The sequence below is a fragment of the Pseudomonas lini genome (assembly GCF_001042905.1).
GTDB classification, from domain to species: domain Bacteria; phylum Pseudomonadota; class Gammaproteobacteria; order Pseudomonadales; family Pseudomonadaceae; genus Aquipseudomonas; species Aquipseudomonas lini.
The window spans coordinates 601,463-625,667 of the sequence record NZ_JYLB01000002.1 but is presented as its reverse complement, the minus strand read 5'-3'; the positions used below and the strand labels follow the sequence as shown (position 1 = coordinate 625,667).

General features: G+C 60.0%; 21 protein-coding genes. 5 read left to right on the top strand and 16 right to left on the bottom strand.

Annotated features, from left to right (window positions below):
* Positions 1-20: 20 nt before the first annotated feature.
* The 16 genes from TU81_RS07285 to TU81_RS07210 all read right to left on the bottom strand — a co-directional run bounded on the left by TU81_RS07285 (position 21) and on the right by TU81_RS07210 (position 20,815).
* Positions 21-749, bottom strand: a complete 729-nt coding sequence (locus TU81_RS07285; RefSeq protein WP_038979560.1) for a cephalosporin hydroxylase family protein — start codon at positions 747-749, stop codon at positions 21-23.
* A gap of 29 nt (positions 750-778) precedes the next feature.
* Positions 779-1,444, bottom strand: coding sequence for an acetyltransferase (locus tag TU81_RS07280; protein ID WP_038979559.1), 666 nt, complete (start codon positions 1,442-1,444; stop codon positions 779-781).
* Complete coding sequence (locus TU81_RS07275; RefSeq protein WP_048394276.1) at positions 1,441-2,562, bottom strand: DegT/DnrJ/EryC1/StrS family aminotransferase; 1,122 nt, start codon at positions 2,560-2,562, stop codon at positions 1,441-1,443. The genes TU81_RS07280 and TU81_RS07275 overlap by 4 nt, the downstream gene beginning before the upstream one ends.
* A complete protein-coding gene (locus TU81_RS07270) occupies positions 2,559-3,785 on the bottom strand; it encodes a class I SAM-dependent methyltransferase (protein ID WP_048394274.1) in 1,227 nt (408 codons plus the stop codon). The genes TU81_RS07275 and TU81_RS07270 overlap by 4 nt, the downstream gene beginning before the upstream one ends.
* Complete coding sequence (locus tag TU81_RS07265) at positions 3,782-4,342, bottom strand: dTDP-4-dehydrorhamnose 3,5-epimerase family protein (protein WP_048394272.1); 561 nt, start codon at positions 4,340-4,342, stop codon at positions 3,782-3,784. Before TU81_RS07265 ends, TU81_RS07270 begins: the two co-directional genes overlap by 4 nt.
* Entirely contained in the window at positions 4,339-5,421 is a 1,083-nt protein-coding gene (gene rfbG, locus TU81_RS07260) for a CDP-glucose 4,6-dehydratase (RefSeq protein ID WP_048394270.1), read from the bottom strand. Before rfbG ends, TU81_RS07265 begins: the two co-directional genes overlap by 4 nt.
* The gene (gene rfbF / locus TU81_RS07255) at positions 5,403-6,176 is read right to left on the bottom strand and encodes a glucose-1-phosphate cytidylyltransferase (RefSeq protein WP_038979552.1); all 774 of its coding nucleotides are present in this window, start codon (positions 6,174-6,176) and stop codon (positions 5,403-5,405) included. The genes rfbG and rfbF overlap by 19 nt, the downstream gene beginning before the upstream one ends.
* Positions 6,177-6,930: 754 nt before the next feature.
* Positions 6,931-10,515, bottom strand: a complete 3,585-nt coding sequence (locus TU81_RS07250; protein ID WP_038979550.1) for a glycosyltransferase — start codon at positions 10,513-10,515, stop codon at positions 6,931-6,933.
* 94 nt (positions 10,516-10,609) lie between these two features.
* Positions 10,610-12,175, bottom strand: coding sequence for a flagellar hook-associated protein 3 (locus TU81_RS07245; protein ID WP_038979549.1), 1,566 nt, complete (start codon positions 12,173-12,175; stop codon positions 10,610-10,612).
* 13 nt (positions 12,176-12,188) lie between these two features.
* Positions 12,189-14,249 carry a flagellar hook-associated protein FlgK gene (gene flgK / locus TU81_RS07240; RefSeq protein ID WP_048394268.1) on the bottom strand — a complete coding sequence of 687 codons (2,061 nt, stop codon included), beginning with the start codon at positions 14,247-14,249 and terminating at the stop codon, positions 12,189-12,191.
* Positions 14,250-14,272: 23 nt separating this feature from the next.
* Complete coding sequence (flgJ, locus tag TU81_RS07235; RefSeq protein ID WP_048394265.1) at positions 14,273-15,571, bottom strand: flagellar assembly peptidoglycan hydrolase FlgJ; 1,299 nt, start codon at positions 15,569-15,571, stop codon at positions 14,273-14,275.
* 11 nt (positions 15,572-15,582) lie between these two features.
* On the bottom strand, positions 15,583-16,671 hold the full coding sequence (locus TU81_RS07230) for a flagellar basal body P-ring protein FlgI (RefSeq protein WP_038979545.1): 1,089 nt from the start codon (positions 16,669-16,671) through the stop codon (positions 15,583-15,585).
* Between the two features lie 27 nt (positions 16,672-16,698).
* Positions 16,699-17,394 carry a flagellar basal body L-ring protein FlgH gene (flgH, locus tag TU81_RS07225; RefSeq protein WP_038979543.1) on the bottom strand — a complete coding sequence of 232 codons (696 nt, stop codon included), beginning with the start codon at positions 17,392-17,394 and terminating at the stop codon, positions 16,699-16,701.
* A 52-nt stretch (positions 17,395-17,446) separates the two neighbouring features.
* A complete protein-coding gene (gene flgG, locus TU81_RS07220; protein ID WP_048394264.1) occupies positions 17,447-18,232 on the bottom strand; it encodes a flagellar basal-body rod protein FlgG in 786 nt (261 codons plus the stop codon).
* 45 nt (positions 18,233-18,277) lie between these two features.
* Positions 18,278-19,018 (bottom strand): flagellar basal body rod protein FlgF, encoded by a 741-nt coding sequence (locus tag TU81_RS07215; RefSeq protein WP_007902508.1) that lies wholly within the window; start codon positions 19,016-19,018, stop codon positions 18,278-18,280.
* A gap of 231 nt (positions 19,019-19,249) precedes the next feature.
* Positions 19,250-20,815, bottom strand: coding sequence for a sigma-54-dependent transcriptional regulator (locus TU81_RS07210; RefSeq protein ID WP_048394262.1), 1,566 nt, complete (start codon positions 20,813-20,815; stop codon positions 19,250-19,252).
* 281 nt (positions 20,816-21,096) lie between these two features.
* Between TU81_RS07210 and phhA the strand changes: the two genes are divergently transcribed.
* The 5 genes from phhA to TU81_RS07190 all read left to right on the top strand — a co-directional run bounded on the left by phhA (position 21,097) and on the right by TU81_RS07190 (position 24,198).
* Positions 21,097-21,882, top strand: a complete 786-nt coding sequence (gene phhA, locus TU81_RS07205) for a phenylalanine 4-monooxygenase (protein ID WP_048394261.1) — start codon at positions 21,097-21,099, stop codon at positions 21,880-21,882.
* Between the two features lie 104 nt (positions 21,883-21,986).
* Positions 21,987-22,343, top strand: coding sequence for a 4a-hydroxytetrahydrobiopterin dehydratase (locus tag TU81_RS07200; RefSeq protein ID WP_019648076.1), 357 nt, complete (start codon positions 21,987-21,989; stop codon positions 22,341-22,343).
* On the top strand, positions 22,343-23,536 hold the full coding sequence (locus TU81_RS07195; protein WP_048394258.1) for an amino acid aminotransferase: 1,194 nt from the start codon (positions 22,343-22,345) through the stop codon (positions 23,534-23,536). The genes TU81_RS07200 and TU81_RS07195 overlap by 1 nt, the downstream gene beginning before the upstream one ends.
* A 275-nt stretch (positions 23,537-23,811) precedes the next feature.
* Complete coding sequence (locus TU81_RS30920; protein ID WP_007902501.1) at positions 23,812-23,943, top strand: hypothetical protein; 132 nt, start codon at positions 23,812-23,814, stop codon at positions 23,941-23,943.
* Between the two features lie 72 nt (positions 23,944-24,015).
* The gene (locus tag TU81_RS07190) at positions 24,016-24,198 is read left to right on the top strand and encodes a hypothetical protein (RefSeq protein ID WP_008010996.1); all 183 of its coding nucleotides are present in this window, start codon (positions 24,016-24,018) and stop codon (positions 24,196-24,198) included.
* The last annotated feature ends 7 nt before the right edge of the window (positions 24,199-24,205 follow it).

Genomic DNA, 24,205 nt, shown 5'->3' with positions numbered 1-24,205 from the left:
TACTTAAATGAAGTTGTCGCTTAACGTACCCGACGCAGATAGCCATCCGGCGCGACGGTGATCAGTAGCTTGCTGTGAATCGCCTGGTCGATCTCGAAATCCCGGTTTTCTTCCAGGTAAGCCCACACGGCGGTTTTCGGGTTGTCACCCTTGCCCCACGGACGGTCCAGGAAGGCATCTTCAGGCATGTCTTCGACCACGGTGTCCATGACCACGCAGTAGCTGCCGACCGAAACCATCGGTGCATACAGACGCAACTCTTCCAGCACGTGTTCATGCGTGTGATTGGAGTCCAGTACCACCAACACTTTTTTGCCCTGAATGCGCTCGCGCACCTGATCGACGATCGCGGCGTCGATGCTCGACCCCTGGATCATCTGGATTCGTTTGCTCATCGGATGGGCTTCGATCGCTTCACGGTTGTGCTGGCGAATATCGATGTCGACACCCAGTACTTCACCATGGCCGATCAGCTCCAGCATCGAGGCGTAGAACACCAGCGACCCGCCGTGGGCGATACCGGTTTCCACGATCACGTCCGGGCGCAAGTCCCAGATAATTTCCTGCATGGCGACCATGTCCTGGGGGAACTGAATAATCGGCCGCCCCATCCAGCTGAAGTTGTAGGTGTACTTGTGTTTGGCCGTGGTGCTTACCCAGCCCAGCGACTCGGTCTGCAGCGCCTTGTCTTGCTTCAGGCCTTCGATGTTGCCTTTTACTTCTTCACGAAACTGCTCATGGGGATTCATTGCAACTCTCCAAAAAATAGGGAAACGGCTTACTTGAACACCCTACCGTCGGGGTAAGGCACCGTGTTGGTCTTGATGATCCTGGCGGGATTGCCCACCACGACCGAATAATCCGGAACATCTTTGGTGACGACGGCACCAGCGCCGATGGTGACCCAACGACCGATACGCAGGCGCGGCAGGATGGTGGCGTTGGTACCGATAAAGGTCCCGTCGCCGATTTCCACGCAACCGGCGATACACACCCCTGGCGCCATGAAAACCGAGTGGCCGATCTGCCCTTCATGCCCCACCACACTGCCGGCGCTGATGCTGGTGTTGTCACCCAGGGTCACTTCGGCCTGCATGAGCACCCCTTCCTGCAGATAACTGCCCTGCCCCATGCGAATCATGGTCAGGTCGATACCCGGGTGAACGAACTGGCCCAGGGTAGCGCCGGCCTCGACCAGTTGGCGGGTGGTCTCGTAACGCAGCCTGGTGCTGCCGGTGATCAGGTTCACGAAGCGAACTTCAGGACCTTTGAGTTCGCTCACACGATCCGAACCGCCGATCACCGGTACCCCATAAAACAGCGTGCCCTGCTTGCTCGGGTCGTTGTCCAGAAATGCGAATTCGACATTCGGCGTGCTGCGCTTCACCGCCTGGAGCATGCGCACCGCTTCCGGGTTGGCCGCGCCCAGCAAATAGACCTTCACAACAGCTGCCTTTTTGCGAGCAGGGTGCGCACGACATCGACCACCCGTTGTTGATCGGCGTCGGTCATGTCGTGGTAACTCGGTAGGTTGAACGCGCGCTCCGGCAAGGCGAAAGCCACCGGCGTGTCGACAACGTATTCGTTGAACATCGGCAACGACGACAATGGCCAGAAGAACACCCGGGCGTCGATATCGGCAGCCTGGAAGGCGACGATCAACTCATCGCGGTGAATTCCGGTCTCAGCGTCGAACACCACCGTTGGCATCCAGTAGCCGTTACGCGAGTGCGCAGGCTCAGGGTTCAGGGAGACACCCGGCAGTAGTGTCAGGGCGCGAGCGTAATTGGCGAAAATCTCGCGTTTGCGACTGATGAGCTCATCGATACGCTCGACCTGGGCGCAACCGACGGCAGCCTGCAGGTTGCTCATCTTGTATTTGTAGCCGATGAACTCCGGCCAGAATTGCTTTGTACTTCCAGCGACCCGCCCGTGGTTGGACAAGGTCAGAACTCGCTCGTACAAGGTTTTGTCCGAGGTGACGAAAATCCCGCCCTCACCGGTGGTCATGGTCTTGGTGCCATGAAACGAAAATGCACCAAATGCGCCTAGAGAACCGGCAGCCTTGCCGCGCCACTGCGAGCCGATGGCTTCAGCGGCGTCTTCGATCACCGGGATATTGTGTTCGCGACCGATCGCCAGCAAGGCGTCCATGTCACACAGATTGCCGTAGAGATGCACCGCGAGAATGGCTTTGGTTCGCGGAGTAATTGCACCTCTGACCTGCTCCGGGTCCAGGCACCAGCTATCCGCCAGGACGTCGACAAATACCGGCGTGGCGCCCAGGTAGGTAATGGGAGCCGCCGATGCGATCCAGTTGGTGTTGCCCAGGATCACCTCATCGCCCGCACCGATGTCCAGCGCCGCCATCCCCATGTGCAACGCACCGGTACAGCTGGAGGTCGCGATGGCATACGTTGCGCCAAGATGCTCGGCAAAACCATGCTCGAAGCGTGTCAGATATTCGTAGCAACGGGCGCCCCAACCATTCTGAACGGCGTCCAGGGCATACCGGGCTTCCAGCTCACCGACGCTCGGCTTGGTGTAATGAATTCTGCTCATTGAATGCTCAACTCCGGAACGGCGACCACAAACCGTGCTCCCCACGCGTTGACCGAGGCGAATTGTTGGGTGATTTCAGTCAATAGGTTCCAGGGTAAAACCAGGATGTAGTCGGGTTTTTCAATATCGATGCGGTCGGGCGAAACCACCGGGATTCGGCTACCCGGCAAGTACTTGCCCTGCTTGTGCGGATTGGCGTCGGCGACCCAGGCCAGCAGGTCCGGTTTGACCCCGGCATAGTTGAGCAACGTGTTGCCTTTGGCCGCCGCGCCATAACCAACCACGCACTTGCCGTCGGCCTTGGCCTGCAACAGAAAGCGCAGCAGTTCGTGCTTGATGCGTTCGGCAGCGGGCGCCAGGGTCGCGTAGTACTCGGGCGTTTTCACCCCCGCTGCAAGTTCGGCCTGCAACTGCTGCTGAACGGCTGGCTGCACCTCACGGCGAACACCGTCGACACGCTGGACGAAGACCCGCAGCGATCCGCCGTGAGTAGTCAGCTGGCTGACATCGAACACCTCCAGGCCATTGCGCTCGCACAAGTTCTGCACGGCGGTCAGGGACAGGTAGGAATAATGCTCGTGATACAGCGTGTCGAACTGCTGCCCGGCCATCAGCGTCAGCAGTTGTGGAAACTCGAACGTCGCCACACCGGTCGGCTTGAGCAAGGAAGCAAAACCACCGAGGAAATCATTGATGTCCGGGACGTGGGCCAACACGTTGTTGGCGGCCATCAGGTCGGCGGCCCAGCCTTGGCTGTTCAGCTGCGAGGCGGTGTCGCGACCGAAGAACAGTTCGCGAATTTCGAGGCCTTTTTCCCGCGCCGCTTTCGCGGTGCTGCGGGTCGGTTCAACGCCCAGGCAAGGGATGCCGCGCCCGGCAACGTACTGCAACAGGTAACCGTCATTGGCGGCGATTTCCACCACACGGCTGTCGGCGGTCAGGCCGAAGCGCTCGACCATTTCTGCCACATAGCGCTCGGCATGGGCCAGCCAGGTGCTGGAGAACGAACTGAAATAGGCGTACTCGGCGTCGAACAGGCTGTCGGCGCGGGTGTAATCCTCTGTTTGCACCAGCCAGCACTGCTGACACACCGCAACTTTCAGTGGCACCCATTGTTCGGCTTGCTCAAGTTGATCGGCGCGCACGTAGGCGTTGGACGGCGGCGAGGTGCCCAGGTCGATCAGCGGCAAAGCCAGAGGAGTACCGCAACCACGGCAATTCATACACGCACTCCAGCGAAGTGTTCATCGAGCAAGGGATGGCTGGAATCCCGCGCCGACAGATTATTGACAGACAACGGCCAGGCGATGGCCAACCGTGGATCGTTCACGCTCAAACCGCCCTCATGCGCAGGCGTGTAATCGGCGCTGTGCAGGTAGAGCAATTCGGCGTCGTCGGTAAGGGTCTGGAAGCCATGGGCGAACCCGGCCGGGATCAGCAGACTGCGACCGTCGCCGGCCCGCAGGTGTTCGGCATGCCAGTGCAGAAAGGTTTCGGAGTCGGGGCGCAAGTCCACCGCCACATCCCAGACCTCGCCGCGCAGGCAGCTAATCAACTTGGCTTCCGGTGCATTGGAATTTTGATAATGCAGACCGCGCACACTGCCCCGTAAACGTGTGCAGGAATGGTTGATCTGACGAATATGAAACGGCTGGCCGAAGGCGCTCAGGCTGCCTTCGCAGAACAGCCGCGCGAAGTGCCCGCGATCATCTTCGACGCGTTTGTGCTGCACGCTGAACAGACCGGCCAGCGGCAAGGCTTTCAATAGAAATTCGCTCACAGCGCGCCTCGGTACAGGTTCAACTGGCCCAGGGTGACTTCACGCATGTCATCGCCGTTCTGCCACGCCAGGTGCCAATCGAGGGTCTGTGTCAGGCACTGCTGCAACGACCAGCGCGGCTGCCAGGCCAACAGTTGACGGGCGCGGCTGCTGTCCAGGCGCAGCAGACCAGCCTCATGCAAATCACTCGGTTCGATGCGCAAGCCGCGCGCTTGTGGCCAGCGGCTGGCGAGCAGCTCGACGACTTCGCCGACGCTGCACATGTCCGCTTCGCTCGGGCCGAAGTTCCATGCGCCGGCGAATCCTGGGCCTTGCTCGTAAAGACCGGCGGCCAGTTGCAGGTAGCCAGCCAAGGGTTCCAGTGCGTGCTGCCACGGGCGCACGGCTTGCGGGTAGCGCAGGGTCACGGGCTCATCCGCCGACCAGGCCTTGAGCACGTCAGGAATCAAACGCTCCGGCGCGAAGTCGCCACCACCCAACACGTTGCCTGCACGCGCGGTGGCCAACGCCAGACCGTGTTCGGCGTACTTGTCAGCCGGGAAAAACGACGCTGCATAAGACTGCGCCAACAATTCACAGCAAGCCTTGCTGCTGCTGTAAGGATCATGGCCGCCGAGGGCTTCGTCTTCGCGATATGGCCACAGCCATTCCTTGTTCGCATAAACCTTGTCGGTGGTCACCAGCACGCAGGCGCGCACGCCGCCGACCTGGCGGATCGCTTCGAGCAGATTGAGGGTGCCCATGACGTTACTGGAGTAAGTTCCCAGCGGGTCGCGATAGCCTTCACGCACCAGCGGTTGGGCCGCCAGGTGCAGGACGATTTCCGGCTGCACATCGGCGATCAGTTCCAGCAACGCGCCCAGGTCACGCAGGTCGCCGCGCTGATCGTTGATGCCCTCGGCCACCCGCGCCAGTTCGAACAGGCTCGGCTCGGTGGATGGATCGAGCGAAAATCCGCTGACCTCAGCACCGAGGCTTTGCAGCCACAACGTCAGCCAGCTGCCCTTGAAACCGGTGTGGCCGGTCAGTAGAACCCGCTTGCCGCGCCAGAATTCCGGGCTCAGTCCCATTGTTTCCATGGGGCCCCCCCGCTCTGCCACAAAGCCTCAAGGTGATTCTTGTCGCGAAGGGTGTCCATTGGCTGCCAGAAACCGTCGTGCTGGAATGCCATGAGTTCACCGCGCTCGGCAAGACCATCAAGCGGACCGGACTCCCACGAGGTGTCGTCTCCCTCGATCAATGGCAACACCTCAGGTGACAGGACAAAGAATCCGCCATTGATCCATCCACCATCACCACGGGGTTTTTCGGTGAAACCGAGCACGCTGTCGCCGTCGCGATTCAGTGAGCCATATCGACCTGGCGGCTGCACCGCCGTGACTGTTGCCAGCTTTCCGTGTTGAAGATGGAAATCCACTAGCGCACCGATGTTCAGGTCTGACACACCGTCACCGTAGGTAAAACAGAATGCCTGTTCGTCTTCGATGTAACGTCGAGCCCGCCGCAAACGGCCGCCAGTCATGGTTTCTTCGCCGGTGTCGATCAGCGTGACGCGCCATGGCTCACTGTAATTCTGGTGAACGTCCATGCGGTTGTTGCGCATGTCGAAGGTAACGTCAGAGGTGTGCAGGAAGTAGTTGGCGAAGAAGTCCTTGATCGCATACCCCTTGTAGCCAAGGCAGATCACGAAATCATGAATTCCGTGAGCGGAGTACTGTTTCATGATGTGCCAAAGAATTGGCTTACCGCCGATCTCGATCATCGGCTTGGGCTTGAGGTGCGACTCTTCGCTGATCCGCGTACCGAGACCACCCGCCAGAATTACTGCCTTCATCGCTGTCCTCTTGCTCTTCGCGCGGTTTGGCCACCCCCGCAAGGGTCGGCGAACCGTCAGATGCACATCATTTACCCGCAGCCACTGGGGCCTTCACGCCTTTGGGGGTGAAGGTTTTATGGCGATATATGGGGGACTTGCAGGAAGTGAGCCAATTGTTTGGGGTGGGCGACTGATGGGGGTTTGGCGGTTTATTGAGGTGGGAGGTGATTGCTGTGACCGGGGATTGGGGATTGGGGTACATATCCGTTTCTGCGGTCACGGCCGCTGGCGGTTTCGCTCTTACAGCGAGTCCCTTTTCCAAACGCCGAAAAGGAACCAAAAGGCTTTGCCCCTCCATTCGGTGCCTCGCCCAGGCTCGGCATGCCCTCACTCCGGCATTGCTCCGGGGGCCCGCCGCCATCGGCCATCCATGGCCGAGGGCGGCTACCGCGGCATCCTTGCCGCGGGGCCCCCTACGCAACGCCTGCGTTCGGCCTCTGGGAAAGGGGCGGCAGATCAAGATCAAAAGCCGAAGCAACAGCACGGCAACGGCAAGATCAACAGCTTCGCGAGCAAGCCCGCTCCCACAGTTGGACTGGGTACATCCCCACGGAGCAGGACCGGAGCGAGGGCATGCCGAGCCTGGGCGAGGCACCGAACGACGGGGGCAGAAGCGCTTTGGTTACTTTCGCACTTTTCGAAAGTGACTCGCTGTAAAAGCGAAACCAATAGAAGCCATTACCGCAGAAACGGATATGCACACAGACCAAAATCAGTCCGGCAACCAGCCCCAAAGCCAATGCTGAAGATTATCCCCGCGCAACATGAAATCCCGATGCACCGCTTCACGCAATTCATCCCCCATGCGATAGCTGGCATCCGGGTCAGCCAAGTGCATGCGAATCGCCTGCAGCCATTCCTCAGTGCTGTTGCTCAGAACTTTGGTGCACGGCAAAAAACCCTCGTAAGCGCGGGTATCAGTGCAAATCACCGGATAACCGCACGCGCCATATTCCAGTAACCGCAAGTTGCTTTTGCAGTCGTTGAAGATGTGGAATTCCAACGGCGCCAATGCCAGGTCGAGGTTCAGGCTCGCCAGTTTGTACGGGTAACTCTGCAAATCGATGGTGCCGTAAAATTCGTGGATGTACGGGCGCAAGGCGTCCGGGCACATACCGAAAAATACCCACTCCACCTCATTGGCCAGTTCACGGACCACCTCCGCAATGATCTCCAGATCGCCGGTGTGACTGGTACCACCGCCCCAGCCAACCCGTGGTTTTTTCGAGGTGCGGCGCTGACTGGTCAAGGTCGCCCATGGGGCGGGCGGCAGCATGTTGGGCACCACGCGAATTTCGCTGTGCATGCTCGACAACACATCAGCCAGTGCCTGCGTCGTCACCACCACGCGATCGCACAGGGCTATGCCATCACGCAACATCTGCTCGGTGTTGACCGGCTTGTTGCGGGCATGGCTGTTCTTTTTTGGCGTGCTGACAACGTAGTCGTCCAGCTCGAAAATCCGCAGGGCACTGGAGTATTTCTTCATGCGCAGAATGTCTGCCGCCGAGCCCCCGTTATAACGCCCTTGCAAGATAATGGTGTCGGGCGACAGACGCTCGATTTCCACGTTCGACGGCGACTCATAGGCCACGCGCGCAATGACTCGTCCCGCCGCCTCAAGCTCTGCCAGAGGCGCAGTCACACGGTAATGCCCGATCGCTGACTCGTTGACCGGCAACCCGAGAATCAGCGGCAGGTCGCGATGGCGGAACGGATTCCAGTTATTACGCAGCGAAGGCTCCAGACTGAAGCTCGCCACGCCGAGCGACAACGCCGGGTTGTAGGCCGCATCACGGGAGATTTTCGGCAGCCACTTTTTGTAGAAGGTTTCGTGTTCAAGCACCTGCGCCTGCATATGAGCTTGTACATGGGCCTGCGACGCTGCAGGCGACGCGTCTTCACCCATCATCACGGTCGCAAAAGGCGTCCAGACAATCAGGTAGCCGTTTTTATCCGCCTCGAGGCACAGATCAACACCACCAAGGCCCAGGTTGAACTGAGCCTCATCCAATTGACCCAGGCTGTCGAATACCTCTTTACGTACCATCAGGCAATCACTGCTGACAGCGCTCCAGTTCTGCGCTACTTGCAGACGCTGCATGTAACCCCGGGTACTGGCATGCTCGCCGAGAGACGGCGAAGTGGCAGGCCCGGCCAGCCCCAGAATCAGACCGGCGGAGACAATCGCACCATTGGAACCCAGCAGCCGCGCGCCCACCACGCCGACTTCCGGGCGCTGAGCGTGATTGAGCAGTTCGGCGAGCCAGTCGCCCGCGCAAATAACGCTGCGCGGGCTGAGCGTCAACAAATACTCGCCACGGGCGTGACTGGCGGCGAAGTTGACAACGGCCGCCTCACCGGAACGCCCGTCATAACGTAGCACCCGCAGCATCGCCGCGCCCAACTGAGCCATTGCACTCAGCCAGTCGGCCATCGCCGAATCGCCGCGATCTTCATCGACAATCAGGATTTCGTATTCGGTATAAGTGGTCTTTTCGATCAAACTTTCGGTGCAGCGCTGCAACGCGGCCAGCGACGTGCCCGCCGCAATGATGATCGAGACCAAAGGTCGGTGGCTGTACAGGTAATCGATACGATTAAGCAGCGACAACTCTTCATGGCGAATCCGGTGTTCCAGACCGATGCGTGTCAGGTGCGCACTGACCAACGCCTCACTGCCCTCGATCACCTCGGGCAACGACATCCAGTCGGGAAAGGTCTGAGTCGACTCCACCTGAATCTCGGCAATGTGCTCGATGGTATGCAACCCGGCCTCCTCCACCAGACGCCAGAGCAAATCGTGCGGCGCCAGTTCGCCGTGAGCCGGATCGAAACCGCCCACCGCCAAAAAACGCTGCCGCTCGAACGCCAGTGTTCGCCCGACGTAGGGGTAGGAACGCATGAGGTCGAGGTTGAAGTCAGGCTTGAACACCGGGTCGAGGGACTCACCCTCGACCAGCGCGCCTTCATCGCTATAGGCGCACAGCATGCCCGGCGTGCCGGCGATGCGCTCGGCCAGCACCAGCAGCGCCGACTCGCGCAGCGTGTCACCCGCCCGCAGCAGATAGAACCAATGCGCGCCTTCCAGTTGCGGCACCACGGCATTGAGCTGTTGCGACCAGTTCGACTCCAGCGGCAACTGCAGCACTTTATCGTCGGCATCGCAATCGGCGTTGGACAGCACGACCACCGCTTGCGGTGCGTACAGTTGAGTGCCGATGCTGGCTAGCGTGGCTTTTAGGCCGGCGCTGTCAGATTCGGTGTCGATGATGATCGGCACCAGGTTCGGACGCACGGCCCAGCGGCTGATACGTTCCGGCATGTGCCGCGCTTCCGCCGGGTTGAATTTGCGAACCGACAACCACTCGCGGTAGAACTCGGCATAGCTGTCGCTATTGCCGCCCACTCGGCCATTGACCACGGTGTTGCGGTTGCCCAGCACGCGCACCACGCACAACTCTTCCCACTGGCGCGGTTCTTCAGAGGCCTTGCCCAGTTCGACACAGCGCACCCAACCCGATGCAGGTGCTGACTCGCCGCCGCGTGCTGTCAGCATTTGTGCCAGCCATTCCCATTCCTGTACGGCGGCCCGAGTCATTTCCAGGGTTTTGCTCAAGCGCTCCGGGTATTGACGCTCGGTACTCAGCACGGTATTCACCGCCGCCAGGTTTCCGCGACGCAACAGGCACACGAACAAGGCGAAATCGAGCATCGCGACAAAGCCGCTACCCTCCTGAATCAGCGCAGGCAATAGCTCCAGCACATCGGCACGGCGCATCAAAGTCGAGCTGAAGTTGCCGATGAAATTCTTCGGCGTGCCCTCGAAAATCGCCAACATGTCATCGCCTTTTAGCAGCGAATCAAGGGGCGAAAATCGGCAGTTATCGATCCGCGGCGGCAGGATGAAGTTGTTGGCATCGCTCATCATCCGCAGGCCACAAACGAGGGTGACCTCGGGATGGTCGATCAGTACCCGGGCTTGCATCTCGATGCTGGGCGTGAACAGACGGTCGTCGTCGCACAGCACTTTGATGAACTCGCCTCGAGCTTCTTCGACGCAGCGCAACAGGTTCTTTTGCAGGCCAAGGCGCTTGGGGTTACGCAGGTAACGAACGGGGTGTACAGGGTCGGCAAACGACTCGACGATGTCGCGAATCTCGTCGGACGACGAATCGTCACAAATGACGATTTCGACGTTCTCATAGGTTTGAGCGAGCGAACTTTCCAGCGCCTGGCTGAAGAAGCGCGGGTTGAAGGCGGGGATGACGATACTGACTAGAGGATGTTGATTCACGACGAAACTCTCGAGCGGCGAGCCTCTGCCCTTTCAGGCAGAGGCTTCGTAACCGCTTAGGAAAAGACGGTTGAGCAGCTCGACAGACACAGACTCAGACTTTGTTGAACAAGCCCAGTTGAGCAATCTTGCTGAAGGCCAGTTGCGACGCTTGCAACATGGTTTGTTGCAAGGTCAGGCGGGTCATCACTTCGGCCGGATCGGAATCGCGGATCGCCGACTGGGTCTGGGTGTTGGCCAGGACCAGGCTCTGGTTGGTATCGACCTGGGTATCCAGGGCTGAGCCGCGACCGCCCACTGAACTCAGCGCACTGGACAACTGATCGCTGCCGCTCGCCAGGTTGCCGATGCCCGAGTCCAGCGCCGCCTGGAACTTCTGTTGCAGGATCGGGTTGCCATTGATGGGTGTATTCAGCGCGGTTTTCAGCTGGCTCACAGTATCCAGAATGTTCTGGGTTTCGTGGGTATTGACCGCCACGCTGAACTGATCGCCTGCCGCCGGTGTACCGGCCAGGTTGAAACTCACGCCCGAGGCGGTCGCAACGCCGGCCGCTACAGTGCCGGAAGACACTATCTTGCTGTTGGCCGTCAACGGTGCCGCATACAAGTCGAACGCGGTGGCGCTGGTGAATTTCATCACCGCCGAACCGGTCGGAAAACTGGCGTGGTAAGCCACCGGGTTGGTGATGCTGCTGCCAGTCACCTGAGTCGCTGTCGGGTTGCCCGGGCTGCGAGTCGCCGTAAAGGTGTCAGGCTTGGCCGCCAGGGTAAAGCTGTGGCCCGGCAGCACGGCAGCGGCGGTGTCACCGGCCGCCAGATTGATGTTCAGGGTCAGATCGACACCGCGGAACGACACAGTCTGGCCAGCGGCGGTGGCCGGATTGAACGCACCGCCCTGACTGGCTTCGGCGGTCACGTCGTTACCGCCCGAATCGGTGATTTGCAACTGGGTGCCGCTGACGAAGTCGACGGTGTACGGCTCACCCGAACGGAATTTGCTGTTGTAGGTCAGGCTCGACGACACCTGACCATTGGACAGGACGACGCGGCCATCATCCACGACCGGCGCAGTCCGGGTGACCTCGCTGCGGCTGGTGTTGATCGCTTGCTGGAACACCTCCCAACCGGTGCTGTTGGTGGCCATCGACATGTTGTCGCCGATTGCCAGGTCAAGCGTCACCTGGTCACCGTTGTAGCTGTAGGTGCCATCGTCGTTGCGGGTAAACGGCACGGTGTCGCCCTTGGAGCCGGCGAAGATGTATTTGCCGTTCTCGTCCTTGCTGTTCATCAGGCTTTGCAACTGTTCTTCGATCTGCCCCAGCTCCGATGCGTTGGCCCGGCGGTCGGCATCGGTGTAACCGGCGTTGCCGGCGCCGATGGCCAGTTCCTTGGCGCGCTGCAGCACGTTAGTGATGCTGGTCATCACCGCTTCGGTGGCGCCCAGCGTCGCCTTGATGGTGGTGGAGTTGGCTTCGTATTGATCGAGCATCGAAGCCTGTTGACCCAATTGCAGCAAGCGCGAGGCACCGACCGGATCATCGGCAGCGGTATTCACGCGAACGAGGCTGCTGGCCTCTTCGCTGCTTTTGACCACGTTGGCGAAGTTCTTCTGATAGTTGGCGGCAGAGGACTCGTAAAACTGGGCGGTAGAAATGCGCATGGGCTACGACTCCTTAAAGACTGCTGATCAGTGTGTTGAAGATTTCCTGCGCAGCCTTGATGATCTGCGACGAAGCGGTGTAGTACTGCTGATACTTGACCAGGTTGCCGGTTTCCTCATCGAGGTCGACACCCGACAGCGAATCGCGGGCGCTCTTGGCGTTTGCCAGAATCGCTTCGGTGGCAGCGCTGTCGAGCTTGCCCTGGGCGGCCTTGGCGCCTACGCCCTCAACCAGTTTGCCGTAGGCGTCGGTCAGGGAAATGCCTTTACTGGCCGAACCGGTATCCACGGTCTGCTTGGTCTGCAAGCCAGCCAGTATGGTGCCGTTGCGGTTGTCCAGAGTACCTGGCTGGCTGAGCGTCACGTTGATCGCCGTCGAGGTACCCGGCGAGCCCGCGATGGTCATGTCGAACGATACAGTACGCTGCACGACTGGCGGTCCCGGATCATTGATCGCGGCGCCGCCGGCGTCGACCAGAGGAATGGTCAGGCTCAGCGTATTGTTCTGGCCCGGCACGATGGTGCCGCTGCTGAGCGCGTTACCTTGGGCATCGAGCATTTGGTAAGTCTGGGTCGTGCCACCCGCCGTGCCAAACACGATTTTGACCGGAGTCGACGTCTTCAGACCATTCTGGATCGCCGTGGTGGTCGCCGTGTCATAGATATCGAACTGCGTGGTCAGGGTCGGTTGACCGCTGGCCGGAATGGTCAACGTGCCGCTGCCACCCGGCGCAATGGCCGCGCCCAATGGTGCCGCGATGGCCAGACGCTTGGAGTCGGTCATTTCGGTCTTGATGTTGGTCGCCGCGTTGCGGGTCGGGGTGATCTTGAAGGTATCGCCGGCGGCTGCGGTGCCACCGGTGAGCTTCATGGAGAAACCATCGATCACTGGCGGCGGCGTGGTCAGCGTGCTGAACGCGCCCATGGCGGTGCCTTCCGGCAGACGCTGAACGGTGTAGGCAGTCGCGCTGGTGAACGTAACCTTGTAATCGTTGATGGTCAGCTTGCCGCTGTCCTCGATGGTCACATCGAAGTTGCCCGAGCCTGCGCTGTTGCCGACCGTGGCAACGCTGCGCTGAGCCATTTGCGCGGCACTGTTGATGCTGTTGAACAGGTTCGAACCGAAGTCACCGTTCTTGTCGATGCCCTGGGCCTGAATGGTGTTCATCTGATCGGCGACGACCAGCGCCACACGACCCAGCTCGTTCATGGCAGGGTCCAGCACGGTGCTGCGATAGCGTAGCAAGCCGCCCATTTCGCCACCCGTCATCACCGAGGTGATATCGATAGTGCTCGAACCGCGATTGAGCTGAATGGCCGAACGCGACGGGTCGGTTTTACTCGGCACCACTTCCAGCTTGCTGGCGGTGCTGCCCATGACCAGCGGCTGACCACTGCCCAGGTAAATGTCGAGGCTATTGTCACGTTCCATCACTTGCGCACCGGTGAGGGTGGACAACTGGCGTACGGTCTCATTGCGCGCGTCGAGCAGGTCGTTGGGCTGGCCGCCGGCGTTGGAAACTTCGGAGATCTTCTGGTTCAGCTGGGCCACAGTGGTGGCCAGCTTGTTGACCTGATCGGCCATGTCCGCCAGGTTGCCGTTGACGTTGGCGTTCTGCTGCGTCAACTGGCTGGAGATCGAGTTGAACCGGTTGCTCAGGGCCTGCGTATCGCTCAACAGCAGTTGGCGGGAAGCATCGTCGCCCGGCTTGGCGTTGACGTTCTGTACAGAGGCGAAGAACTTGGTCAGGGCGCCATTGAGGCCGGTGCCGCTGTCCGAGAGCAACTTATCGAGCGGGCTGATCTGCCCGGCGTAGGCCGCCGAGTCACTATTGAGCGACGTGGTGGTCTGCAGCTGCGCATCAATGTAGCTGTTGTAGACCCGACGTACATCGGCGAGGGTCGTACCGGTGCCGATAAAGACTTTGCCGAACTGATTCGAGGCCTTGGTGCCTTGCACGGTTTGCTGGCGTGAGTAACCGGCGGTGTCGGCGTTGGCAATGTTATTGCCGGTAGTCATCAGCGAGGATTGGCCAGCGGCCAGACCCGACATCCCGATATTGAGCAAACTCATGGTTCAGACCTTATGCCTTGTGCCTATAGAGGCGTGGTGGAAGCGCCCGCCGCAGCGTAGTTTTGGTAACTCGTCATCTGCTTGGCTATCTGCGAGATCTTGCTTGCGTAATCCGGGTCGGTTGCATACCCGGCTTTTTGCAACTCGCGTACAAACTGTTCTGGGTTATCGGCCGACTTCAGCACATCTTGATAGCGATTATTGCTTTGCAGCAGCGTCACAAGGTCATGGAAGCTGTCTTTGTAAGAGCCGTAGGAACGGAACTCGGCCGTCTCCTTGACCATCTCGCCATTTCTGAATTCGCTGGTGATCGCCCGCGCCGAATCGCCCTTCCAGTTACTGCTGGCCTTGATGCCGAACAGGTTGTGGCTGCTGCTGCCATCCTGGGCGCGCATGACCGATTTGCCCCAACCGGTTTCCAGGGCAGCCTGGGCCACCAGGTAACGCGGATCGACACCGATACGGTCGGCAGCTTCTTTGGCCATCGGCAGCATGGTGTTGACGAATTCGTCGGCGGAACTGAAAGCCTTCTTCGCTGGCGCCAGGGGGATTTGCGCCATGGCACGACCATAAATCTGCAGGCGCCCGCTGGCTTTCGTATCCGTTTGCGCAGCCAGCCAATCGCCGTTGTACAGAGGGCCGGAACCGGTCTTGGTGCTTTGCGGCACCTGGATGTTGTTCTGCGGTGTTGTGGCGGTTGTTGCAGCGGTCGATGCCGACGGCACCAACCCGGCGAGTAAACGATCGGCCAGTTTCGGTGGCAGTGCCAGACGCCGCTGATTGATCAGCGCCATGTCATTGCGATGAGCGCCCTCGCCCGCGCTTGCCGGCGTCTTCACCGAGCGCGAAGCCCACAACGGGCGCTCACCATTGAGACGCGACAGCGGCCCGTTGGTGGCGACCGTACCGGCGGCAATCGGTGTTTCCACGGCGGCTTTCGCGGCAGCTTGCTTGGCGGCAGACGCTGCCGCTGCCTCACCCGGCGCCATCGGTTTGTTCTTCGACATCTGGCGCATCAGCACGTCCGCCAGGCCAATACCGCCGCCTTCGCGGGACATGGAAACGGCCAACTGCTGGTCGTACATTTCCTGGTATTGCTTGGCTGCTGGCGTGTTGAGCGGATTGTCCTGACCCAGCGCTTCGGTGGCCGAGCGCATGGACTTGAGCATTTCACCGAGGAACAGCGATTCGAATTCCTGCGCTACTTTGCGCATGTTCGCATCGCTGTTCTTGTCGCCGACCTTGAGCTGGTTCAGGCGATTCAGGTCCGAGTAGGAACCCGAGTCGCTGCTGCTGACCAGACCGCTTTTGCGCATATCCATGGTCGCCGTCCTCAGATCACGATCAGGTCGGCTTGCAACGCGCCGGCCTGTTTCAGCGCTTCGAGAATCGCCATCAAGTCACCCGGTGCCGCGCCGACCTGGTTCACCGCCCGGACGATTTCGTCGAGGGTGGTGCCCGGGCCGAACTTGAACATCGGCTTGGCTTCTTGCTGAGCGTTGACCCGCGAGCGCGGCACCACCGCCGTCTGCCCGTTGGACAAAGGGCCGGGCTGGCTGACGATCGGGTCTTCGGTGATGGTCACGGTCAGGCTGCCGTGGGTCACGGCGGCCGGGGAAACCTTGACGTTCTGGCCGATCACGATGGTGCCGGTGCGCGAGTTGATGATGACTTTCGCCACCGCCTGACCCGGGTCGACTTCGAGGTTTTCGAGGATCGACAAATAGTCGACCCGCTGGCTCGGATCGAGTGGCGCTGTCACACGGATCGAACCACCGTCGATGGCCTGGGCGACGCCAGGGCCAAGCATGTTGTTGATCTTGTCGACGATGCGCTTGGCGGTGGTGAAGTCCGAACGGTTGAGGTTCAGGGTCAGGCTGTTGCCCTGATTGAAACCGCTTGGCACTGCACGCTCGACCGATGCACCGCCAGGGATGCGACCGGCCGACGGAACGTTGACGGTGATCTTCGAACCGTCACGACCCTCAGCATCAAAACCGCCGACCACCAGGTTGCCCTGAGCGATAGCGTAGACGTTGCCGTCGATACCTTTGAGCGGCGTCAGCAACAAGGTGCCGCCGCGCAGGCTCTTGGAGTTACCGATGGATGCTACGGTGATGTCCACCTGCTGACCCGGCTTGGCGAACGCTGGCAAGTCGGCACTGATCGATACCGCCGCGACGTTCTTCAACTGCACGTTGCCCGAACCTGCCGGCACCTTGATGCCAAACTGCGAAAGCATGTTGTTGAAAGTCTGCAGGGTGAACGGGGTCTGTGTCGTCTGGTCACCAGTACCGTTAAGCCCGACCACCAGGCCGTAGCCGATTAATTGGTTGGAACGCACGCCGGAAATACTGGCGATGTCCTTCAGCCGCTCGGCTTGAGCATCGAAGGCTGCCGTCAGCAACAGGGCGCCCACCATAAGGCTTTTCAGATTCAACGTAGCCACCTAGAAAGGGAACAGCGGGCTGAGGAAGAAACGGTCGAACCAGCCTGGCTGACTCGCATCGGCAAACGCACCGGTGCCCGAATAGGTGATGCGCGCATCGGCGACGCGGGTCGACGGCACGGTGTTGTCGGTGGCGATGTCATCGGCGCGAACAAGGCCGGCAATCCGCACCAGCTCATCACCGGTGTTGAGGGTCAGCCACTTCTCGCCGCGCACGGCGATGATGCCGTTGGGCAACACATCAGCAACGGTCACGGTGATCGAACCGGTCAGGCTGTTGCTCTGGCCGGACTTGCTGTCGCCCTTGGTGGCGCGGTCACCTTCGTAACCGACGTCCAGACTCAGGCTACCGCTGCCCACTGGATCCTTGGTGCTCAGGCCGCCCCCGAAAAACGAGCTCAGGCCGATGTCGGTCTTGCTGTTCTTGTCGATCTGCGAGTTGGCGTTCTTGCTTGCCTGGGTGCGCTCGTTCAGGGTGATGGTGATGATGTCACCGACCCGGAACGCCTTGCGGTCGCTGTACAGGTTCTGTTCGAAACCGGCCTGGTAGATCGAGCCGTTATTGGCCGCAGCCGGCAGCGGCGTGCGCGGCAACACCGGGGCGTAGTAAGGGTCATTGGGCTTGGGCGGTGGCGCGACGCAGCCCGCGAGCACGACGACCCCACTCAGTGCCAGAACAGATACAAAGCGATTCATGACCCTACCTCACGGTGTTGCAGGCGACCTCATGGCCGCCTCATAGACTTGATTACAGATTCTGCGTTACGAACGAGAGCATCTGGTCGGCGGTGGAGATCACCTTGGAGTTCATCTCGTAGGCGCGCTGAGTGGTGATCATGTTGACCATCTCTTCAACGGTGCTGACGTTGGACGTTTCCAGGGTGTTCTGCAGCGTGGTGCCGAAACCGGCGAGGCCCGGGGTGCCGACTTGCGGCGCGCCACTGGCAGCGGTTTCCAGGAACAGGTTGTTACCCACCGCTTGCAGACCGGCCGGGTTGATGAAGTCGGCGGTTTGCAGGTTGCCGATCACCTGGGAGGCCGGGTTGCCGGCAACAGTGACGGACACGGTGCCGTCACGGCCGACGGTGAAGGTCTGGGCATCGTTCGGAATGACAATGGCCGGTTCCAGGGCGAAGCCGCTGGCGTTGACGATCTGACCGTTGGAATCCAGGTGGAACGTACCGTCACGGGTGTAGGACGTGGTGCCGTCCGGCTGCAGAATCTGGAAGAAACCGCGACCGTCGATGGCCATGTCCAACGGCTGCTCGGTGGTTTGCAAGCTACCGGCGGTGAAGTTTTTCTGGGTGCCGACGATGCGCACACCAGTACCCACCTGCAGACCCGACGGCAATTCGCTGTCCTGGGTCGACTGGGCGCCTGGCTGGCGTTTGATCTGATACAGCAAGTCCTGGAACTCGGCGCGGTCACGTTTGAAACCCGTGGTCGATACGTTCGCCAGGTTGTTGGAAATGGTGGTGAGGTTGGTGTCCTGGGCGGACAGACCTGTTTTGGCAACCCATAGAGCCGGAAGCATTCGATTCTCCTCGTGCGCCTGTTTTACGGCGCGACGTTCTGATAATTAGCTGATCTGCAAGACCCGAGCCATGGCCTGGTCATCGTCTTTGGCGGTGTTCATCATCTTGATGTGCAGCTCGAACTGCTTGGCCAGCGCCAGCACCGAGGTCATTTCTTCCACGGCATTGACGTTGCTCGACTCAAGGAACCCGGACACCAGTTTGACGTTGGCATCGGCCTGCGCCGGCTTGCCGTCCTTGGTGTGGATCGAACCGTCCAGGCCTTTGGTCATGTTCTTGAAGTCCGGGTTGACCAGTTTGATCCGGTCGACTTCGGCCATCACCCGCGGGCCTTCGCCCATCGCACGGATGCTGATGGTGCCGTCTTCGCCAACTTCGATTTGCTGCTCGGGCGGCACGGCAATCGGTCCACCATTGCCTACCACCGGCATACCGTTGCCGGCACGCAGCACGCCCAGAGCGTCAACGTTCAGGCTGCCGGTGCGCACGTAGCTTTCACCGCCATCGGGGTTCTGCACGGCGATCCAGCCATTGCCCTGCACCGCGACATCGAGGTCGCGACCGGTTTGCACCAGCGCACCCGGGGAGAAATCCGTGGCCGGACGCTCGGTCATGGCAAACGCACGCGCCGGAAAGCTGTCACCAAACACCGGCATCGAACGGGCCTGTTCCAGGTCCTTCTGAAAACCGTTGGTAGAGATGTTCGCCAGGTTGTTGGCATGAGCCTTCTGCGCCAGTGCATTCTGGCTGGCGCCGGTCATTGCCACATAAAGGTACTTGTCCACACTCTTTCCTCTGCATGCCGGACGTTTGCCGCCCACCGCTGTACTGCTGAGCCATAAGCAATTTGCAGACCAACTTTTTTCTGGCGGCGCAGGGCCCGGCAAACAAAGGACTTGAGGGATTCAGAGGGGATTGGGGGAATGTGTCGGAGACGAAAAACCGGCGGTGTTATGCCGGTAGGTGGCAAGGATCAGCCTGGACACTGATCGTTCCCACGCTCCGCGTGGGAACGATCATGCGCTGCCGGGTTCTTTACCGACTTCGTACTCACGCAATTTATTGGCAATGGTCGTATGCGAAACCCCCAGCCGCTTGCCCAGCTGCCGACTGCTCGGATGCTCGGAATACAAACGCTCCAGCACCGCCTTTTCAAAGCGCCCGACAATCTCGTCCAAGCCACCCTCAAGGGAAAAATCGCCAAGCGGCTGACGCACGCCGTAGTCCGGCAGACGAATATGCTCGGCTTTAACGGTGCCGCCGTCGCACAGGGAAACCGCCTGGAACAGTACGTTTTCCAACTGCCGCACGTTGCCCGGCCAGTGATAGTGACTGAGCCGTTCCATCGCCGCCGGCGCCAGTTTCGGCAACGAGCAACCGATCTGTCGACTGGCCTGATCGAGGAAGTGCTCCACCAGCGGCGCCAATCCGTCGAGGCATTCGCGCAGCGGTGGGATGTGCAGCGAGAGCACGTTCAAGCGATGGTACAAATCCTGACGAAACTCACCGCGAGCGCACAGCTCGGACAAGTCCACTTGCGTTGCGCAGATCACCCGCACATCCAGATAGACCTCTTCATCACTGCCGACACGACGGAAGCAACCGTCCTGCAGAAAGCGCAGCAACTTCACCTGCAAACGCGGGCTCATTTCGCCGACGCCGTCGAGAAACAGCGTACCGCCCGCCGTCAATTCCAACAGCCCAAGCTTGCCTTCGGCCCGCGCTCCTTCGAAGGCACCGGGGCCGTAGCCGAACAGTTCGGTCTCGGCCATGGACTCCGGCAGACCGGCGCAGTTGAGCGCCATCAACGGTGACTGCCCACGCGGGCTCGCCAAGTGACAGGCCCGCGCCAACAATTCTTTGCCGGTGCCGGTTTCGCCTTCTATCAATAGCGGCGCATCCAGTGGCGCCATGCGCCGCGCCTCGCGCACCACTGCCGCCATTACTTTCGAGCTCTGGAAAATGCTGTCGAAGCCGCGCAACTCCTGCTTGCGCACGTTATAAATACGTTCGCCCACCCGATCCGCCCGGTGCAGCGTCAACACCGCACCGGCCATGGCCTCGCTTTCGTCATGCTCCGATTGCAGCGGCGCGATGTCGGCGAGAAACACATCGCCCTTAACCTTCACCCGCAGGCCGTTGATCCGCGACTTGTTGGCGCGCACCAGCTCCGGCAAATCGAAATCTTCGGCGTACCGCGACAGTGGAATCCCGGGAACTTCGTCCACCCGCACCCCGAGCAACTGCGCCGCCGCACGGTTGGCCGCGACGATGGAGCCACCCATGTCGATCGACAGCACCGGAAATTCCAACGCACCAAGCAAGGCATTGAGCTCCATATGCCGACGCTCGCTGGGCATCAGCCCTACGCGCTTGACGCCGAATACCCCGCCAATCGCCTCGAACTTCGGACGCAACGCCTGGAACTGAATGTTGATCAGGTTCGGGCAGTGCAGATAGATCGCATTGCCGTGTTCACCGCCCACTTCGCCGCGTGCGACGTTGATCCCGTACTCGACCAGCAGGTTGAGGATGTCACGCAGGATACCAATGCGGTTCTGGCAGTGAACTTTGATACGCATATAAAGGCCCGTAACAGCGGTGATCGAGGCCCGGCGCAAGAAAATTTCTGCGGGGGCACCAAGTTAGTCGTCAAGATTATGTGACACCGGCGAGCCTTTTCAAACCCGCAAATATCAATACTTGCGCCATAGCGATCGATCCGTAACGAATACTTTACGAAAAGCGCAGATTTTTCCTACTCTCACCGCGGATCACCTGCTGCAACACCGCACGCCTTGGGGTATTTCTAGGTCCATAGCTGTACACACAACAAGAACGAATCCCCTAGCAGGAGAGCAGCATGAAGCAGACGCAATACGTGGCTCGTGAGCCCGATGCGCAAGGTTTTATCGACTACCCCGCCGAAGAACACGCGGTGTGGAACACGCTGATCACTCGCCAACTGAAAGTGGTCGAGGGCCGTGCGTGCCAGGAATACCTGGACGGTATCGAAAAACTCGGTCTGCCCCACGACCGCATTCCGCAACTCGGTGAAATCAACAAGGTCCTCGGTGAAACCACCGGCTGGCAGGTTGCCCGAGTCCCCGCACTGATTCCCTTCCAGACCTTTTTCGAATTGCTGGCGAACAAGCAGTTTCCGGTAGCGACGTTTATTCGTACCCGCGAAGAGCTGGATTACCTGCAAGAACCGGACATTTTCCACGAGATCTTTGGCCACTGTCCGCTGCTGACCAATCCCTGGTTCGCCGAATTCACCCACACCTACGGCAAACTTGGCCTACAGGCTTCCAAGGAAGAACGCGTGTACCTGGCGCGCCTGTACTGGATGACCATCGAATTCGGTCTGGTCGACACGCCACAAGGCCTGCGCATCTACGGTGGCGGCATTCTGTCCTCGCCAAAAGAAACCGTTTACTGCCTGTCGGACACGCCTGAGCATCAGGCCTTCGATCCGCTGGAATGCATGCGCACGCCATACCGCATCGACATCCTGCAACCGCTGTACTTTGTCCTGCCGAACCTCAAGCGCCTGTTCGATCTGGCCCACGAAGACATCATGGGTATGGTCAAGCAAGGTATGCAGTTGGGGTTGCGCGCACCGAAATTTCCGCCAAAGGCTGCGTGATCCGCAGCTTTTAGAATCAAGTGAGTCTGTCAGGAACCACCGCTTTGGTTTAGCGTGGTGACACTGACGGCCGATTTCCAATAATTCGATTTCAGGAACCCATCATGTCCACATTAAACCAAGCCCATTGTGAAGCCTGCCGCGCCGACGCCCCTCAAGTCAGCGACGAAGAATTGCCGATCCTGATCAAGCAAATCCCTGACTGGAACATCGAAGTCCGCGACAGCGTGATGCAGCTGGAAAAAATTTTCCTGTTCAAGAACTTCAAACACGCGCTGGCGTTCACCAACGCCGTCGGTGAAATCTCCGAGGCCGAAGGTCACCACCCAGGCCTGCTGACCGAGTGGGGCAAAGTCACCGTGACCTGGTGGAGCCACTCCATCAAAGGCCTGCACCGCAACGACTTCATCATGGCCGCGCGCACTGACGAAGTGGCCAAAGACGCCGAGGGCCGTAAATAATGCATTTCGACGCCATCGGTCGAGTACCTGGCGACCCGATTCTCGGCCTGATGGAGGCCTATGCGCTGGACCCTAACCCGCGCAAATTCGACCTCGGCGTGGGTGTCTATAAAGACGCCCAGGGCCTGACGCCAATCCCCGAGGCGGTGAAGCTCGCCGAGCAGCACTTGGTGGAGCGTCAATCCACCAAGACCTACATCGGCGGCCACGGCAATGTAGCGTTCGGCAAGGTCATCAACGAGTTGGTGCTTGGCGCTGACTCGGCGCTGATCGCCGAACAACGGGCCGGCGCCACTCAAACGCCGGGCGGTACTGGTGCGCTGCGTTTGAGCGCTGACTTCATCGCCCAATGCCTGCCGGGCCGTGGCGTGTGGTTGAGCAACCCGACCTGGCCGATCCACGAAACCATTTTCGCGGCGGCCGGGGTCAAGGTCAGTCACTACCCGTACGTGGGCAGCGACAATCGCCTCGATGTGGAAGCGATGCTGGCGGTGCTCAATGAAGCCCCCAAGGGCGATGTGGTGCTGTTGCATGCCTGCTGCCACAACCCGACCGGTTTCGATCTGTCCCATGACGATTGGCGTCGAGTGCTGGACGTGGTGCGCAGTCGCGATTTGCTGCCACTGATCGACTTCGCTTATCAGGGTTTCGGTGACGGCCTGGAGCAAGATGCCTGGTCGACCCGGTTGTTCGCCGCCGAGTTGCCGGAAGTACTGATCACCAGTTCCTGCTCGAAGAACTTCGGCCTGTACCGCGACCGTACTGGCGCACTGATTGTCTGCGCGAAAAACGCCGACAAGCTGGTGGACATCCGCAGCCAACTGGCCAACATCGCCCGCAACCTGTGGTCGACGCCACCGGATCATGGCGCCGCCGTGGTTGCGACCATCCTCGGCGATCCAGAGCTGAAAAGCCGCTGGGCCGACGAAGTGGAAGCCATGCGTTTGCGTATCGCCCAGTTGCGCAGCGGTCTGGTCGAAGCGCTTGAACCCCATGGCTTGCGTGAGCAATTTGCGCACATTGGTGTGCAACGCGGGATGTTTTCCTACACCGGTTTGTCGCCGGAACAGGTCAAGCAACTGCGTGAGCATCACAGCGTGTACATGGTCAGCTCAGGCCGGGCGAACGTGGCAGGGATTGATGCGACGCGTCTGGACTTGCTTGCCGAAGCAATCGCCGAAGTCTGCAAATAAATCAGACACTGCACATCCCCTGTGGGAGCGGGCTTGCTCGCGAAAGCGGTGTGTCAGGCAACGATGATGTTGACTGACACTCCGTCTTCGCGAGCAAGCCCGCTCCCACATTTGCATGGTGTCGCCCTCTCTTGCTGACCTGTCTAGACAATCCCATCCGTCGCAACAATTGGATATAAAAGTCTATTTGTCATTTCTCCTGCTGTATCCTGCGCAGGCTTTTTTAAAAGCGCGGATCTACCAGATCTATCAACAGACTTAGCGAGGAGCGCGACATGCACGAGATCCCTAATCTCCCCTTCCCAAGCCTGCACGAAACTGAGCAGACAACCACGCAACAAGCCGGTGCCCAACAGCCCGAGACGAAAGAAGCACCTGAACGCCGCCAGGCCGACAGCGAAGACTGATACCTGCACGACCAGACCGTGTGGAAAGCGCTAATATGCGCTTTCCACACCGCCTGAACCTTGAGCTTTCCCATGACCGACGAATTCAGCGCAACCCAGGCCAGCGTCCTGATCGGCACCGCCGAGAAGATGATCGAGATCTGGAACCGCCTTTCCCCCGAGAAACAAGCCGCCCTGCTGGCCCGCTTCGGCAGCGAAGAAAACGCCCTCGCCGCCCTGGTCACGACGCAACTGGTTGCCCCCGCAAAATCCTGATTATCCC